Origin of the sequence: Paenibacillus motobuensis (assembly GCF_039521865.1) — a bacterium.
GTDB lineage: Bacteria > Bacillota > Bacilli > Paenibacillales > Paenibacillaceae > Fontibacillus > Fontibacillus motobuensis.
The window spans coordinates 89,668-106,697 of the sequence record NZ_BAAACX010000023.1 but is presented as its reverse complement, the minus strand read 5'-3'; the positions used below and the strand labels follow the sequence as shown (position 1 = coordinate 106,697).

At 48.6% G+C, this 17,030-nt stretch carries 15 protein-coding genes; 10 read left to right on the top strand and 5 right to left on the bottom strand.

Annotation, left to right across the window (positions count from 1 at the left end):
• Positions 1 to 344 precede the first annotated feature (344 nt).
• The 7 genes from ABD014_RS22140 (at position 345) to ABD014_RS22110 (ending at position 9,293) form a co-directional block, all read left to right on the top strand.
• Positions 345 to 1,157, top strand: a complete 813-nt coding sequence (locus ABD014_RS22140; RefSeq protein ID WP_343864965.1) for an NUDIX hydrolase — start codon at positions 345 to 347, stop codon at positions 1,155 to 1,157.
• A gap of 175 nt (positions 1,158 to 1,332) precedes the next feature.
• Entirely contained in the window at positions 1,333 to 1,893 is a 561-nt protein-coding gene (locus tag ABD014_RS22135; RefSeq protein ID WP_343864957.1) for a cysteine hydrolase family protein, read from the top strand.
• Between the two features lie 16 nt (positions 1,894 to 1,909).
• Entirely contained in the window at positions 1,910 to 3,409 is a 1,500-nt protein-coding gene (locus ABD014_RS22130) for a nicotinate phosphoribosyltransferase (protein WP_343864956.1), read from the top strand.
• Between the two features lie 34 nt (positions 3,410 to 3,443).
• Positions 3,444 to 4,058, top strand: a complete 615-nt coding sequence (nadD, locus tag ABD014_RS22125) for a nicotinate (nicotinamide) nucleotide adenylyltransferase (protein WP_343864955.1) — start codon at positions 3,444 to 3,446, stop codon at positions 4,056 to 4,058.
• A gap of 18 nt (positions 4,059 to 4,076) precedes the next feature.
• Positions 4,077 to 4,895: an ammonia-dependent NAD(+) synthetase gene (gene nadE / locus ABD014_RS22120; protein ID WP_343864954.1), complete on the top strand. Its 819-nt coding sequence runs from the start codon at positions 4,077 to 4,079 to the stop codon at positions 4,893 to 4,895.
• Positions 4,896 to 5,416: 521 nt separating this feature from the next.
• Positions 5,417 to 8,308, top strand: a complete 2,892-nt coding sequence (locus ABD014_RS22115; protein ID WP_379341324.1) for a glycosyl hydrolase family 18 protein — start codon at positions 5,417 to 5,419, stop codon at positions 8,306 to 8,308.
• A gap of 163 nt (positions 8,309 to 8,471) precedes the next feature.
• Complete coding sequence (locus tag ABD014_RS22110; RefSeq protein ID WP_343864952.1) at positions 8,472 to 9,293, top strand: alpha/beta hydrolase; 822 nt, start codon at positions 8,472 to 8,474, stop codon at positions 9,291 to 9,293.
• A gap of 61 nt (positions 9,294 to 9,354) precedes the next feature.
• Here the strand turns inward: ABD014_RS22110 and kduD are convergent, their stop codons facing one another.
• The 3 genes from kduD to kduI are packed head-to-tail and all read right to left on the bottom strand — an operon-like array spanning position 9,355 to position 11,778.
• On the bottom strand, positions 9,355 to 10,107 hold the full coding sequence (kduD, locus tag ABD014_RS22105; RefSeq protein WP_343864951.1) for a 2-dehydro-3-deoxy-D-gluconate 5-dehydrogenase KduD: 753 nt from the start codon (positions 10,105 to 10,107) through the stop codon (positions 9,355 to 9,357).
• A 16-nt stretch (positions 10,108 to 10,123) separates the two neighbouring features.
• Positions 10,124 to 10,906, bottom strand: a complete 783-nt coding sequence (locus ABD014_RS22100; protein ID WP_343864949.1) for a DeoR/GlpR family DNA-binding transcription regulator — start codon at positions 10,904 to 10,906, stop codon at positions 10,124 to 10,126.
• Positions 10,907 to 10,944: 38 nt separating this feature from the next.
• Positions 10,945 to 11,778 carry a 5-dehydro-4-deoxy-D-glucuronate isomerase gene (gene kduI / locus ABD014_RS22095; protein ID WP_343864948.1) on the bottom strand — a complete coding sequence of 278 codons (834 nt, stop codon included), beginning with the start codon at positions 11,776 to 11,778 and terminating at the stop codon, positions 10,945 to 10,947.
• Positions 11,779 to 12,019: 241 nt separating this feature from the next.
• Between kduI and ABD014_RS22090 the strand changes: the two genes are divergently transcribed.
• Entirely contained in the window at positions 12,020 to 13,531 is a 1,512-nt protein-coding gene (locus tag ABD014_RS22090; protein ID WP_343864946.1) for an alpha-N-arabinofuranosidase, read from the top strand.
• 1 nt (position 13,532) lies between these two features.
• Positions 13,533 to 13,796 (top strand): DUF6171 family protein, encoded by a 264-nt coding sequence (locus ABD014_RS22085; RefSeq protein WP_343864944.1) that lies wholly within the window; start codon positions 13,533 to 13,535, stop codon positions 13,794 to 13,796.
• A 52-nt stretch (positions 13,797 to 13,848) separates the two neighbouring features.
• On the opposite strand, the gene ABD014_RS22080 is transcribed toward ABD014_RS22085, so the two are convergent.
• Complete coding sequence (locus ABD014_RS22080) at positions 13,849 to 14,751, bottom strand: ArsR/SmtB family transcription factor (protein ID WP_343864942.1); 903 nt, start codon at positions 14,749 to 14,751, stop codon at positions 13,849 to 13,851.
• Positions 14,752 to 15,156: 405 nt separating this feature from the next.
• On the opposite strand from ABD014_RS22080, the gene ABD014_RS22075 reads away from it, so the two are divergent.
• Complete coding sequence (locus tag ABD014_RS22075) at positions 15,157 to 15,822, top strand: bifunctional 2-keto-4-hydroxyglutarate aldolase/2-keto-3-deoxy-6-phosphogluconate aldolase (protein WP_343864940.1); 666 nt, start codon at positions 15,157 to 15,159, stop codon at positions 15,820 to 15,822.
• A 96-nt stretch (positions 15,823 to 15,918) separates the two neighbouring features.
• Here ABD014_RS22075 and ABD014_RS22070 read toward each other — a convergent pair whose 3' ends face one another.
• Positions 15,919 to 17,022 (bottom strand): Gfo/Idh/MocA family protein, encoded by a 1,104-nt coding sequence (locus ABD014_RS22070; protein ID WP_343864938.1) that lies wholly within the window; start codon positions 17,020 to 17,022, stop codon positions 15,919 to 15,921.
• Positions 17,023 to 17,030: the final 8 nt, after the last annotated feature.

The window sequence follows — 17,030 nt, the reverse complement described above, 5'->3', positions numbered from 1 at the left end:
CTCCCCTTTATAAATAGTCTAATTTATTGGAGGGAAAGACTCCACTTTTATTAGGGGGCCGTGAGGCATATATAACTATTTCCCTAATTAAGCTCCGATCTAAAGAGAAAACATTCGAATAGTTGTATAACTGCAGTTATTTTTTCTGTTTAGGGAATAAAAGGGCATATAGTTGTAAATGAGCACTTATTTTCCTCAAATAAAAACCGTCAGGGAACTTCCCTGGCGGTTCTTCATGCCCGCAACAGCCCAAATTGCATAAATATGGTTGACATTGCCGAATGGGGTCAGTATAATTACAATTAACAATTTGTTAAATGTTAATAAAGGAGGTCCGCTGCGTGATATCCAATGAACAGGCACTGCAGCACTATGACGTCAAGAAATACCGGACACCGGATGGATATACGTCTGATATCGCGGTGTTTACAATCCTATCAGGTCAGCCTGAGCCTTTTAAACCTCCGGTTATGAAGCTGTATATTATGCTTATCAAGCGGAGCATGACGGATAGTGAAGGGCGTCCGAATATAGAAGCTGGCAAATGGGCGCTGCCCGGAGGCTTTGTGAACCCGGATGAGACGGCGTTCCAGTCGGCTGCTAGAGAATTGAAGGAGGAGACCGGAGTAGACAGCATTCATCTGGAGCATTATGGCGTATATGACGCTCCGGGGCGTGATCCGCGGGGATGGATTATCTCCAATGCACATTATGCCATCGTGCCGGAGCATCTTCTGAAGCATCGTCAGAGTGGTGATGATGCTAGTGAAGTCGAGCTATTTCCGGTTGAGGATGTCCTGAAGCTGGAGCTGGCTTTTGATCATGAACAGATTATCCGTGATGCGATCAACGTGATTCGTCGCAAACTGCTGGAGACGACCGCGGCAAAGGAGTTCCTTCCCGAAGAGTTTACATACTCTGAGCTGCAGGCAGTACTGCTTACCGTTACCGATGATTCGGCGATTGCACTGGACGCATCTTTTGCCCGTAAAATAAAATCACTACCATTCATTAAGGAGGTTCCCGGCAAGAAAACAACCCGAACCTCTAAGAAGCCGACGCAATTGTATCGCTTTGTAGAGAAAGCTTCGGAAGCGAATCACTCGCTTTACCATACTAAAGGTAGTTCAAAAAGTCCGCTTTTGATCACGAAGTGAATCAGGAAGTGGGCTCGGCATCGAATCTTGAATTCAGCTGGGACTTCCGGTGCTCACGTACCCAATACGTACGCTCCGCTCCTCACTCCCAAGCTTTATCCAACCTTCTCGGTGCTGAAAATCGACCCTTTTGAACTCGCATTGAATTGAAAGTAAAATCAGGGAGGTATTCAGGATGACAGAAGTGAAGAAGAGAGCATTAATCAATATTGATTACACGAATGATTTCGTGGCCGATGATGGAGCGCTGACCTGTGGGAAGCCAGGGCAGGCGATTGAGCAGGCGATGGTCAACATTACCAAACAGTTTATTGGCAATAATGATTATGTTGTGTTCGCGATTGATCTTCATAGACAAGGGGATCAGCTTCATCCCGAGACTAAACTATTCCCACCGCATAATCTTGAAGGAACGAATGGACGCGAGCTGTATGGCGCATTGGAGGAGGTCTATCAGCTGAATAAGGCATCTGAGAATGTGTATTGGATGGATAAGACGAGGTACAGCGCGTTTACAGGAACGGATCTTGAACTGCAGCTCCGCGCCAGGGGAATAACTGAACTTCATTTGGTCGGGGTATGCACGGATATTTGTGTATTGCACACGGCAGTTGATGCTTATAATAGAGGATTTCATATCGTTATCCATGAAGCAGCTGTAGCCAGCTTTGATCAGGAAGGCCATGTCTGGGCGCTGCGTCATTTTAAAGGATCGCTTGGAGCGGAGATTCAGTAAGTAGGAGGAATGAGCCATGAAGAACAGTCTTGACAAAGAGATGCGGCTGGCGCCTGACGCTTATGCGGATGACAGCTATGCCCTGCATACCGATAAATATCAAATCAATATGACCCAGGCCTACTGGCAGGATCAAATTCATGAACGTAAGGCTGTATTCGAGGTCTATTTCCGCAAAATCCCTTTCGAGAACGGTTATGCTGTCTTTGCCGGGCTGGAGCGGGTGATCCGGTACCTTCAACAATTCCGGTTTACGAAGAGCGATCTCGATTATTTACGGGATGATGGGTATAGCGAGGAATTCCTCGCTTACTTGGAACAACTTCGTTTTACAGGAACCGTGCGCTCGATGCAGGAAGGTGAACTCGTCTTCGCCAATGAGCCGATGATGCAGATCGAGGCTCCGCTGGCCGAGGCTCAACTGATTGAGACGGCTCTGCTGAATATGGTCAATTTCCAGACCTTGATTGCAACAAAGGCCTCGCGAATCAAGCAGGTGATCGGCCATGAGATCAGCATGGAGTTCGGAACCCGTCGTGCACAGGAGTTGGACGCCGCGATCTGGGGAGCAAGAGCTGCTTATATCGCCGGCTTCGAAGCGACCTCCAACGTCAGGGCCGGTAAGCTGTTTGGGATTCCTACGGTTGGTACCCACGCCCATGCGATGGTTCAAGCCTATCGCGATGAATACACCGCTTTTCACAAATATGCGGAAGCCCATAAGGATTGCGTGTTCCTGGTGGATACTTATGATACGCTAAGATCAGGGGTACCTACGGCGATTCAGGTTGCCAAGGAGCTTGGCCCGAAGATTAATTTCCTTGGCATCCGTCTCGATAGCGGGGACCTGGCCTATTTGTCGAAGGAAGCGCGCAAGATGCTTGACGCGGCAGGCTTCAAGCAGGCCAAGATTTACGCGACCAATGATCTGGATGAGCATACGATCATGAACCTGAAGGCTCAAGGTGCGAAGATCGATGTATGGGGAGTTGGAACCAAGCTGATCACGGCTTATGACCAGCCAGCCCTGGGGGCGGTATATAAATTGATCGCCATTGAGGATGAGAACGGCCAAATGCAGGATACGATCAAGATCAGCTCGAATCCGGAGAAAGTGACGACGCCTGGCCGTAAGAAAGTGTTCCGCATCATCAATAAGGGCAATCAGAAATCGGAAGGCGATTATATCGCGCTGGAGCATGAAAATCCACAGCAGGAGGATCCGCTGAAGATGTTCCATCCGGTGCATACCCATGTCGCCAAGTTCATAACTAATTTTGAAGCGCGTGAGCTGCATCGTACGATCTTCAAGGCTGGCGAACTGGTCTATAAGCTGCCAGAGCTACCCGAGATTCAGCGATTTGCGGCTCAGAATCTGGAGCTGCTATGGGATGAATACAAGCGAATGCTGAATCCGGCCGAGTATCCCGTAGATTTAAGCCAGGCATGCTGGGATAACAAAATGCGGCTGATCGCCGAGATCAGGCAGCAGGTCAGCCGGAGAGTCCAAGCATAAGTGCTACTTCGAGATCAGGGGGAGGAATCGGGCGATGGCCAAGATAGGAATCTACGGATCGTCCTTTGATCCGATCACGAACGTGCATTTGTGGACGGCAAGTACGGTGATGCATCGCTGCAAGCTGGATCAGGTTATTTTTCTGCCCTGTTCAAGCAAGCGTCCAGACAAGACGATGCATGTGAGCGATGAGCATCGCTGGAACATGATCATGATGGCGATCCAGGGGAATGACAGATTTGTTGCCGATGATTATGAAATGAAGCAGCCAGGCTGGGAGATTGCGACGTATATAACGCTTAAGCACTTCAAGGCAAAATATCCGGAGGATGAGATTTATTTTATAATGGGGGCGGATCTGCTGCTTGATATCGGTGAGGGAAAATGGAAAAAATCCGAGGAACTCATCCGTGAGAACAAGTTCATCGTTATGGCCAGGGATGGGATCAATATGCTCTCGGCGATCAGCAAGTCGCCTATTCTGCGAAATAGCGATGACGGACAAACGTTCCATCTTATCGATAAAGGGCTGGCGATGGAGATCAGCTCCACCTATATTCGTGACGAGTTCAGATTAGGCGGAGAGCCGCGGTATCTGATGCCGGACAGCTGCTATTCCTATATTAAACAGCACCAACTATATAAATAGAGAGGAGCCATCAATAATATGAGCATTCAACAACAAGTTATTAAAGCGCTGCATGTGAAGCCGGTCATTCACGCCAAGGAGGAGATCCGACAGCGGATTGATTTCCTGAAGGCGTACTGCCGCAAGACGAGAGCCAAGGGCTTCGTCCTCGGGATCAGCGGGGGGCAGGATTCGACACTTGCCGGCCGGTTGGCCCAACTTGCGGTCGAGGAGCTGCGGGCTGAAGGCTACGAAGCGACATTCTATGCGGTGCGCTTGCCTTATGGGGCACAGCAGGATGAGGCGGATGCGGCCGAGGCGCTGGCTTTTATCCGGCCGGACCAATCTCTGGTCGTTAACATCCAGGAGCCGGTACTCGCCTTTGCCGATCAGGTCAAGCAGTCGATCGGTTATCCGATGTCTGATTTCAACAAGGGCAATGCTAAGGCGCGTATGCGGATGATGGTCCAATACGCGATCGGCGGGGAGACGGGCTGTCTTGTCATCGGTACGGATCATGCAGCCGAGGCTGTAACCGGCTTCTATACGAAATTTGGCGACGGCGGCGCAGACCTCGTGCCACTGGCCGGTCTTACGAAGGACCAGGGACGTGAGCTGCTTAAGGAATTGAATGCGACGGAGCGTCTGTATTTGAAGGTCCCTACGGCCGATCTGCTTGATGACAAGCCGCAGCAGTCCGATGAAGCGGAGCTTGGCATTACCTATAAAGCGCTGGACGATTATTTAACTGGCGCAGCAGTAGATGCTAAGACCGAGGCCAGTATTGAGGAACGCTATTTACGCAGCGAGCATAAGCGTCAGATGCCAGTGGCACCTTATGACGAATGGTGGAAATAGAAATAAGGTGAAAGGCTTAAATAAAAGTGGGGGACGGATAAACTGACCCACCACTTTTTTTATGATCTGTAACGGACACCACAATCACGCTAAATTCCGTCCCATTGGAGTCATATTTTATTTTCCATGCCATATAAATACTTTCGTACCAAATCGCAACCTCAGCGTGTGTTTCGTATCTCCCCTAGCTTCATTCTGCGAAGTGAAATGCTATATCACCCCATTAACACCCATTTAAATGTTCACTCTGATCAAACCCAATGCCCCATGCCTAAAGGATTTACACTCTAGTTTTGCTGTATTTCCACATACGTGTTCTTTGTTCTTTGCTGTAATTACTCCACAATATTTTTTTCTCCATATACCATGCCTAGTGACTTACTGCTTCCCACTTGAAAGGGGGTGAGGCCTTTTTATTTGTGATTCGCAGCATCATTGACCGAGGGCGTGTCTATTCAGCATTCAAATAGCAAACAAACGCAGAGTATGGGTACCTGTTGTACAAAAAAGGAGGAGAATGCATGGTTTACAGCAAGGTATTAAAAAAAGTTGGAATGGCCTGGATCTGCTTGTTACTGATCATCGTGTCGTTCGTATCCGGCATTGGTGCACAAAATGCAAGCGCAGCCACTCCAAACGGAAACTATAAAATCGTCGGATATTTTCCATCTTGGGGAGTTTACGGCCGGAGCTATAATGTTACCGATATCGATGTTTCTAAAATTACACACATCAACTATGCGTTTGCTGATATTTGTTGGGATGGTAAACATGGTAATGGTTCTACAGCTATAGACAACCCGAACAAAAATACATGGCCTTGTACGGTATCCGGTATTCCACTTCAATCCGGTAATGTTCCCAATGGCAGTATCGTACTTGGCGATCCTGATGCCGATGCCTTGCGCCCTACACCTGGCGGGCCAACAACCGGTTGCTGGGCCGATGCGGCTTGCGGTAACTTTGGAGCCTTACGGAATTTGAAGGCAAAAAATCCGCAATTGAAGACGATCCTGTCGGTCGGGGGATGGACATGGTCCAATCGCTTCTCCGATACCGCGGCATCCGATCAAACTCGAAAGAACTTCGCTAAATCCGCCGTCGATGCGCTTCGAGCCTATGGGTTTGATGGGGTTGACCTCGACTGGGAATATCCGAATGTTGAAGCCATCAAAGGCAACAGCTACCGACCGGAGGATAAACAAAACTACACCTTGCTGCTTCAAGAAATCCGTAACCAGCTGGATGTAGCAGGAGCCGAGGATGGCAAACATTACATCCTTACCATCGCTTCCGGAGCGAGTCAAAAATTCGTCGATAACACAGAGCTGGGCAAAATTGCTCAAATCGTCGATTGGATCAATATTATGACTTATGACTTCCACGGCGGTTCTTTTGAAGCTACGACTAGTCATAACACCGGTCTCTATGGTGATCCTAGCGATCCATACTACAGCAACGGTTTCTTCGTGGACGGTGCAATCCAAGCTTATAAAAACGCTGGCGTACCTTTGAATAAACTCGTTGTCGGGTTAGAGTTCATGGCTCGAAGCTGGAAGAACTGCCCTCCAGGGCCGAATAATGACGGTCAATACCAGACTTGCGCGGAAGATAACGGTTCTGTGTTCAAATGGGCTCCAAACGGAACTTGGGATGATACCAACTCCGGAAATACAGGGGTGTTTGATTACGGAGATCTCGCCGCGAACTATGTAAATAAAAACGGGTATACTCGTTATTTCAACAGCATTGCCAAGGTTCCTTATCTCTACAATCCAACGACAAAAATCTTTATCTCTTATGATGATACGGAATCCATCGGTTATAAGACTGAATACATCAAGAACAACAATCTCGCCGGCGCTATGTTCTGGGAATTCAGCTCCGATTGTCGCACAAGTCCAAAGTTCAACTGCACAGGGCCTAAGCTGTTGGATAAAGTTGCTGCTGACCTGAGTCAAGCCACTCCGCCAGTGGATACAGTTCCGCCAACAGCACCTACAAATTTGGTTGATACAGGTCACGGCGATAAGAAGGTCACATTAAGCTGGAGCCCTTCAACAGATAATGTAGGCGTTATGGCTTATGATATTTATAAAAATGGCACGCTTGTTCTATCGGTTGACGGAGCGACAACAACCGCACTCATCAAAGGATTAACAGGCAGCACAACGTATATCTTTACGGTCAAAGCAAGAGATGCGGCGGGCAACTCATCCGCAGCCAGCAATGCCCTTTCGGTCACCACTTCACCACCAATCCTCGATAATCAACCTCCAACCACTCCGACCAATCTTGTCGCCTTAGCCAAGACAAAAACGACGGTCAAACTAAGTTGGGGTGCTTCAACTGATAACGACGATATCGCCGGCTACGACATTTACCAGAATGGCGCACTTGTTAAATCAACTGAAAGTACAACGGAGACCATCACTGAACTTTCCCCAGGAACAACTTACAACTTCCATGTTATTGCCAGAGATCTGTCTGGCAACCCTTCTGCCCCTAGCGACTCTATCTCTGTCACGACGCCAACCGATCCGGTCTTCCCTGCATGGCAACCCAATACCGCGTATGCAGTTGGAGCTTATGTTACTTATAACGGGAACCTCTACAAATGTACTTATGCTCACACTTCCATCCAAGGTTGGGAGCCTACAGCCGCTCCAACATTATGGCAGCTTCAATCTGCTCCACCTGCAGATACGCAACCACCAAGCGTGCCTGCGAATCTCACCATTACTGCACAAACTTCAACATCCGCAACATTAACCTGGACAGCGTCTACAGATAATATCGGTGTAACCGGATATGACATCTATCAAGGTTCGAATCTGATCGGCAGCTCTACGACAACAACATTCACCGTAACAGGTCTTCCAGCGGGCAGTGCCGTATCCTTCTACGTGAAGGCGAAAGACGCGGCGGGCAATGTGTCAGCAGCCAGCAACGTCGTGACTACGACACCAACGGCACCGGATACAGTTCCTCCTACCGCTCCTGCAAATCTAACCTCCACGGCAAAAACTCAAACGAGCGTAACCCTGGCTTGGGGGGCTTCCACAGATAACGTGGGTGTTACAGGCTACGATGTCTATAACGTTTCCACGCTGGCCGCTTCCGTCAACGGTACGACGCTTACAGCCGTCATTAATAACTTAACACCAAACACGACTTATACCTTTACAGTCATAGCCAAAGACGCGGCGGGCAACGTCTCAGCAGCTAGCAATGTCGTGACAGTTACAACCGATGCCTCTACGCCAACCGTTGATGCATGGGTGGCCAATAAGGCATACGTCAAAGACGATTTGGTGACCTATAACGGAAAAGTGTATAAATGCCTACAGCCACATACGTCGCTTGCTGGTTGGGAACCTGCTAATGTGCCTGCTTTGTGGAGCCTTCAATAAATCGAGTAGGAGGGGGCGGCACAGTTCCGTCCTCTCCCCTTTGGGAGTAGAGCATGAAAGTACTTTACAATAATACTAGGCCCTTTTAAGGGCTTTTTTTCATTCTCCTTAAGTAACAATTTGCAGTATAATGAGGGATATACGGCATAGAGGAGAGGACAAGATGATCGAGAAAATCGTTGAAATATGGGATCAGGGTACATATGCTGGCCAACTGGAGGACGGTTTTACCCCTAAAATAGAGACTTACATTCTAAAAGGCGAGCAAAAAAGAGGGGCGGTTCTGATCTGTCCCGGCGGTGGCTATGGATTCACATCTGAGCGTGAAGCGGAACCGATCGCTCTAGAGTTCAATGCAGCCGGGTTCCATGCCTTTGTATTGTATTATAGTGTAGCCCCAAGGAAGCACCCGCAGCCATTGCTGGACGTGTCCAAGGCCATTCGTATACTTCGGGAGAATGCGGAAGAATGGAATATTCTTACCGATAAGATTGCGGTCTGTGGATTTTCCGCTGGCGGCCACTTGGCAGCAAGCCTGGGGGTTCACTGGGATAACCCGCTGCTTCAGGATGAACAGGACCAGGGAGCGGACATTTATCGACCGAATGCATTAATTCTAAGCTATCCGGTGATTTCAGGCGGGGAGCATGCACATCGGGGCTCTTTTGACAATCTGCTAGGTGAGGATCCGGAGGAAGCGCTGCTTACTGAGATGTCTTTGGAGGAGCAGGTGAGTGAGAAGACGCCACCGGCGTTCATCTGGCATACATTCGAGGACACGGCAGTTCCGGTGGAGAACAGCCTGCTGTTTGCACAAGCGATGCGCAGACATGGCATTCCGTTTGAACTGCACATCTATCCGGAAGGACCGCATGGATTATCGCTGGCTACCAAGCTTACGGCTACAGATGAAGGGCAGATTGATCCTCATGTGGCAACCTGGATGGATCTGTGCATCCAATGGTTAAGCCGTCTATTCTTATAAAATAACCAAGAGCTGCCACAGTCCCTGAAGGACTGCAGGCAGCTCTTGGTTTAGCAGGAGATTATCTTGCCATCCATCCGCCATCGACACACAGAACATGACCGTTCAGGTAATCGGAAGCCGAGGAAGCCAGGAATACGGCAGGACCCTTCACGTCGTCAGGAGTTCCCCAACGTCCTGCAGGAATTCTCTCGGTGATCGAAGCCGTTCTCTCTTCGTCCGCGAGGATTGGAGCAGTATTGTTGGTAGCCATATAGCCAGGAGCAATGCCGTTGATTTGCAGACCGCTTGCTGCCCACTCATTGGCAAATGCCTTTGTCAGACCCGCAACACCGTGCTTGGACGCAGTATAGCCTGGTACATTAATTCCACCTTGGTAGGAGAGCATCGAGCAAATGTTAATCATTTTGCCGCTGCCTCTCTCAATCATGTGTCTGCCAACGATTTGTGACAGAAGGAATACAGTGTTGAGGTTAATATCAATAACGTCAAACCAGTCTTTCTCGCTGTGATCCTTGGCTGGAGTACGACGAATAATCCCGGCATTGTTCACAAGAATATCTACATGTCCGGTCAGTTCAAGAGCCTTGTCGAAAGTTTGTTGCAAAATAGAGTGATCGCTTAAGTCAACAGTAATATCGGAGGCTTTGCGGCCTAATGCTTGAGCGGCCTTTACAGTCTCTTCGCTGGAGCTGTAAGAAGCACAGACAATGTCTGCTCCTGCTTCAGCAAGTCCTAATGCGATGCCTTGGCCCAGTCCGCCGGCTGCGCCGGTTACAAGAGCAGTCTTGCCGGATAGATCGAATAAGTTCATTAGATATAACTCTCCTTCATGGATTGGATTCACCTTGTTCGTAGCCGCTGGTCAAAATTCGGATTCCCATATCCTTGTAGGGTTTAGCAATCTCGGCTGTAAGTCCGCGGTCGGTTATGATTGCGCTGATCTCGTCGAGGGATGCAAAGGTCCGCAGAGCGGATTGTCCGAATTTATGATGATCGATAACGGCAAACGTCTCACGGGCGGTATCGATTAATGCACGCTTGAAATCAATTAAATCACCGGTATATATGGATAGGCCATGTTCTGGATGAACGCCTGTCGTCGATATGAATGCTTTCTGAATATTGAGCTGCCGGACGTAGGAGTTCGCTTCCGAGCCGGCGAGCATATTGCGAACCCGATATCCTCCGGGAACGACGAGAAGGATCTGGTCTTTAGTTGCAAGTTCACTAATGATATAGACGTCGTTGGTAACTACCGTAAGCGGCTGATTATCCAGACGGCGGGCAATTTCAAGCGTTGTGCTGCCACCGTCAAGGGCGATAATGTCATTTCTGGCGATATGGCGGATCGCTTCATAGGCGATCTCAACCTTGGCGTCTGCATTTTTGGCAAGCGGTTCTTTGGAAGGCAGAATACCGAATTGATCGTCCTGGGCAAGAATCGCTCCCCCATGGATGCGGCGAATCAGCCCCTGTTCCTCCAATTTAGACAGATCCTCACGGATCGTCTTCCCTGTTACCTGCAGTCGCTCGCTCAGCTCTGCTACCGTAACCTCTTTATTCATCAACAATACTTCCATGATCTTCTCGTAACGTCGGATCGGGTTCATCTAACTAGCCTCATTTCTTTTCAAACATCTTTGAACCTTTATTTTAACTCTTTCATATCTACTGGGTCCATATCGGAGTAGATTTTGTTGTCTCCAGCCATGCTCCAGATGAAGGCGTAGTTGCTTGTGCCAACACCACTATGCACAGACCAGCTAGGGGAGATAACAGCTTCATCATTTCTCATAACGATATGTCTTGTCTCAGTAGGCTCACCCATCATGTGGACGACTACAGCATCCTCAGGAAGGTCGAAGTACACATAGGCTTCCATCCGACGAGGGTGCACGTGAGCTGGCATCGTATTCCACATATTGCCCGGCTTGAGGATGGTCAAACCCATAACCAGCTGCGAGCTTTGAATTCCGTTCTCGTGAATGAAGCGATAGATTCTACGTTCGTTAGAATTTGTGATGGAACCCAGTTCAGCGGATTCTGAATCTTCGAGCGTAGCTTTGGCGGTAGGGAATTCTTTATGAGCCGGAGCGGAGTTCAAATAGAACTTAGCTGGCTTTGCAGCGTCCTTGCTGTTGAAAATAACTTCTTTGCTGCCCATGCCTACGAATAAGCATTCTTTATTATCCAGTTCGTATACCGTTCCGTCTACAGTAACGCTTCCTGCTCCGCCGATATTAATGATACCAAGCTCGCGGCGCTCCAGGAAGAAGGATACACCGAGTTCTTTCAGATCCGTCTCCAATCTAACTGCTTCATTAACCGGATGTGCTCCGCCAATGATCATACGGTCTTCATGAGTCAATACGAGTTCTAGTTTGTCAGCTGTAAATAAAGTTGGAATATGAAATTCCTCGCGCAGGCGCTCCGTATCGAATTGCTTAACCTCATTTGGATGAGAAGCATAACGTCTTTCCATGTGAATAGTCCCCTTTACAAAATAATAAGTTCTTTAATGTTCAATTTACTCCATTTATGTTCATTTATCAAGTTCATTTTGGTTTATTTATAAGTTTATTTTAGTTGCACGTGAAAATATTGAGATTCGATACGTAATAAGCATGGACTGCATTGACGAATTTGTAAGAGCTTCATTATAATATTAATGATTATATTTATTAATTAATATATTTATTAATCAAATGAAGGGACGGGAGACAATGGCTTCTAGTGCTGTGTTAAATGCAGATTTGCGAAAAGGACTTATCCATAAAGAGATTTACGGACATTTCTCCGAGCATTTGGGCAGAGGGATCTATGAAGGCATCTGGGTAGGCGAGGATTCACCAATTCCAAATACCAAGGGGATTAGGAACGATGTGTTGAAAGCGCTGCAGCGCATCAAGATCCCGGTCTTGCGGTGGCCAGGCGGTTGCTTTGCAGATGATTACCATTGGGAGGATGGGATTGGTCCGCGAGAGACACGCAAACGAATGATTAACAAGTTATGGGGAGGTGCTATCGAAAATAACCATTTCGGGACTCACGAGTTTATGATGTTGTGTGAGTTGCTGGGCTGTGACGCTTACATAAATGGGAATGTAGGCAGCGGGACAGTGCGGGAAATGTCCGAATGGGTAGAGTATCTAACGTTCGGTGGGGAGTCACCAATGTCTTCCATGCGTGCCGCGAACGGACAGGCGGAGCCGTGGACGGTGAAATATTGGGGTGTTGGCAACGAGAACTGGGGCTGTGGCGGTAATATGCGCCCGGAATATTATGCGGATCTCTATCGTCAGTATCAGACCTACGTCCGCAATTACGGCGAGAATAAGATTCATCGGATCGCCTGTGGTCCTAATGGGAATGATTATGGCTGGATGGAAGTTCTCATGCGCGAAGCGTCTTCATTCATGGATTCGATTACACTGCACTATTATACGATTCTAGGTCCGAACTGGGAGAATAAAGGAGACGCAACCGGTTTTAATACGGATGAATGGTTCACTACGCTGGAGCAAGCACTGCATATGGACGAACTGATTACTCGGCATAGTGCGATTATGGACCAATATGATCCTGATAAACGGATCGGACTGATCGTAGATGAATGGGGAACCTGGTACAATAGCGAGCCAGGATCGATGCCGGGTTATTTGTATCAGCAGAACTCCATCCGAGATGCGCTGGTTGCCGGCGTTACCCTCAACATTTTTCATCAGCACAATGATCGGGTAAGAATGGCGAATATCGCCCAAATGGTCAATGTGCTGCAAGCGTTGATCTTGACGGAAGGGGAGCGAATGCTCTTGACGCCAACCTACCATGTATTTGATATGTTCAAAGTGCATCAGGACGCTGAGAGAGTCGAATTCACTTTCGAGAGTGAAGCTTATCGTCATAATGGCCGGGATATCCCCGCTGTATCGGCTTCGGCCTCCGTGGATCAGGAAGGTGCTATCCATATAAGTCTGTGTAATCTGAACCATGCGGATGACAGTGACCTGACTATCGACCTGCGTGGCATAGATGAGAGGAGCGAGGGACTCAGCGTATCTGGTACGATATTAGCCGCTGCCGAGATCGACGCCCACAATACGTTTGAACATCCGGACCAGGTTGTTCCACAGCCTTTTAATGCCTTTGTACTAGAGGGCAGCAAGCTGAAAGTACAATTGCCGCCGATGTCAGTCACGGTGCTGGAGATCAAGCAGCAAGTGGCGAAGGTATAGGATGGACACGCGAAATAACGGATGCAAAGGCTGCCGGGAGGAGTATCAAGTGACAGAGGAGAGCATCCAGCGCATGTTGGCCTCTCCGATGTTCACCTCTGATCAATGTGTGGAAGATGAGGTATATGATGAGCGGCTGCGAATTTGCAATAGTTGCGTTAAGCTGCAGGATGGGATTAACTGTACGGTCTGCGGTTGCATCATTCCCGTTGCCGCCAAGCTGAAGCGGAAGAGCTGTCCGATGCCGGGCGGGGCGCTGTGGTGAACGATACCTAACCTAAGAACTCCATTCTCTCTGCGCAGCCAGGTGCATGCGTTCAAGTATAATAAAGTTCTGATATAAGATGCTCGTTATAATTGCCGAAGCCTTTGCCAAACAGCGTAAGGCCGCCAATATGACGGGCATCTTCTTCTACAGAAAGCCTGAAGGTCCACTGCTTCCCGCGGATATTCACGTCATTTAGCGTGATCTCTGAAATTTTCAGGCTATCTATAAAAGTGCCTTCTCCCGTAACGCGTAGCTGCTTGAGCAGGCCATATTGGTTGATATGATTCGCCCACCATTTTGGTGTATATTTTCCGCGCTGATCGCCGAAATCGCCGGGGCTTGTCCAGGTGCCGAGCTTGACTCCGTTCAAGGTGAAGGTAATATCTGAAGGCCAGTCATTGTTCGTCTCAGGGGCTTCTGAAGCGATTTCCATCGAGATGACCAGCTCCTCCGGGTTCTGGCTTGCCAACAGGAAGTTAGGGATTTTATATTCTACATAACCTTTCCCGAACCAGAGGATGCCGGCATTCATCCGCTCGTGATCCCAGAAGAAACGGGGGTCATCGAAGCCGCCGATCATATGCTCGGTCGTAGCTAGACCGCAGGTCGGCTCAATTTGGAAGTCAGAATAATGGCCTACCGGAATTTCCGTGCGGTAGCTTTTTCGTTCGTTCTGCACTTTATTGGGGAAAATAATCTCGATGCCGTCAGCGGACAAGGTGCATATTTTCTGCAGACCGCTTCGTCCAGGGGCCATATGACTGCTGATGAGGTTAGCGTTCTCCAGCTTGCGAACATGCATCGTCATTATCGCGCTGCTTAAATTCAGAGCTTCTGCAAGCTCTTTGATATTCAGCGGCTTCTCGGCCAGTAGAGTCATGATCTTCAGACGAACAGAGCTGGACAGCGCTTCGTAGACAGGCAATGACCGTTCGGTAAGATCCAGTTTCATGGCGAGCCTCCTCATATGATTAATATATATGTTAATTATTAATGATTATATTACGTATACTCCCGTTTTTCAATGTGGTAAGGGTTAGGTATTGCCAATGAAATGAGATAGGGCCCTGAAGGCTGGATTCCTTTCAATAATGAGACTTAGTTGTTAGTGTTAATAAGCTGCTGTTATTGAGCAATTAACGCTCAGTAGTCTTACAAGCCAGAAATAAACTGTGGATATACGGCTCAAAATGGAGTATTGTGGATTTATGAACGGAAATGAACCCATTTAGGTTCAAAAGAAACGGCCGAGAAGGAAAATTCATTATCGGAAAGTCTGTTTTTTGAGAGAGATATGTTTTGTCCTTTAGGCAACTATCAAAATCCAGAACATACATGAGGGTGAGGAGAAACCATTATGAAGAAAATCCAGCTGATCCAGAAGATTGCGCAAGAAGGTGTCGTTGCAGTGCTTCGCGCTGAGACGGCAGAGGAAGTTGTCGCTATGGCCGAGGAAGCGATCGCCGGCGGAATTAAAGTCATTGAGATTACGATGACAGTTCCATTTGCGTTGAAAGCGATTGAGGAATTGTCCCGCAAATATAAATCTAATTCAACGGATAAGGCCACTTATGCGATTATTGGTGTAGGGACGGTCCTGGATGCAGAGACAGCTCGTGCCGCAATTCTTAGCGGTGCAGAATTCGTAGTGTCACCATTCCTTAGCCCTGAGACGGTTACTTTGTGCAACAGATATCGTGTTCCAGTAATGCCGGGAACAATGACTATTAAGGAAATTAACGAGGCGCTCGAACTTGGAGCAGACATCGTGAAGCTGTTCCCAGGCAACCTGTACGAGCCATCCGTAATCAAAGCCATCAAGGGTCCATTGCCACAGGCAAACATTATGCCAACCGGTGGAGTATCGCTGGATAACCTGGGCGAGTGGATCAAAGCCGGTGCCGTTGCCGTAGGAATCGGCTCCGATCTGACGAACGAAGCAGTGAAGAACAAGGACTTCTCGTTGATCCGCAAGAAGGCTGCAGCTTACGTGGATGCTTACCGCCAGGCGAAAGGCATCTAATGAAGTAATTAGACCCATAAGAAAGAGCGAGCCCGGGCCATTCAGGCCGGGAATCTCGCTCTTTTTTTCGGATAATGTGTATATGTGTATATTCCGTTAATCCAGAGTATAAGGCTGAAGCTCTAGCGGTAACGGTGCCGGGCGGGCACAGGTACTCTGCATTTGATAATATTGCCCGGAGTCCGAGGAATCGTGGAAGCCCCACATCGCTTCGAGCACATGGTAAGCCATCTCTCCATTGGCACGGTGCGGGCGACCGGATTGCAGGGCATAGGCCATATCAGCGACGCCTATCCCGCGAGTATTCTCGCTATACCCGGCCAACAGCGGGACCTCATTCCATTCGGTTTCTCCAAGCCTACGGTACTTGACCGGACCGCCGAAGGTATTCGGATCGGGAACGAGCATCGTTCCGTCCGTCCCATGAATCTCTATCGGAGGCAGACTACTGCCGCCAAAAATATCGAAGCTCATGATCAGCGATGCAATCGCTCCGCTGTTGAATTCAAGCGTTCCGGCAACATGAGTAGGTATTTCCACAGGGATTTTCTTGCCGTTCTTCTTCTCACTCGAGATTGTCCGCTCCTGCAGAGCCATTCCGGTAATTCCAGCGATCCTGGAGATAGGACCAAGCAATTGAATCAGCGCTGTCAAATAATAAGGCCCCATATCAAACATCGGTCCTCCGCCATGGGCATAGTAGAATTCCGGATCGGGATGCCAGTGTTCATGTCCCCGGCTCATCATGAAGGCTGTCGCTGACATCGGACGACCAATGGCCCCGTCTTCGATCAGCTTCAGCGCCGTCTGAATACCCGCTCCAAGGAAGGTCTCCGGTGCACTGCCAACGAGTAGTCCTCTCTGCTTCGCAGCTTGTAGAATACGCTGCCCTTCTTCACGTGTAACCGCCAATGGCTTCTCTACATACACATGTTTGCCGGCTTCAAGCGCCCTTAAGCATATCTCCGTATGAGCAGCCGGAATGGTCAAATTAATAATAATCGAAATATCCGGGTCGCTAAGCAGTTCCTCGGTAGAGCATGCGCGAGGAATGTTGTATTTAGCAGCTTGCGTCTTGGCCCGTTCCACGTCAAGGTCAGCGCAGGCGCTCAGCTCAATAACTCCGAACTTGGCGCAATTCTCCATATATATGTCGCTAATTTTGCCGCATCCAATAATGCCAACCTTTACGCTGTTCATGTTCATTT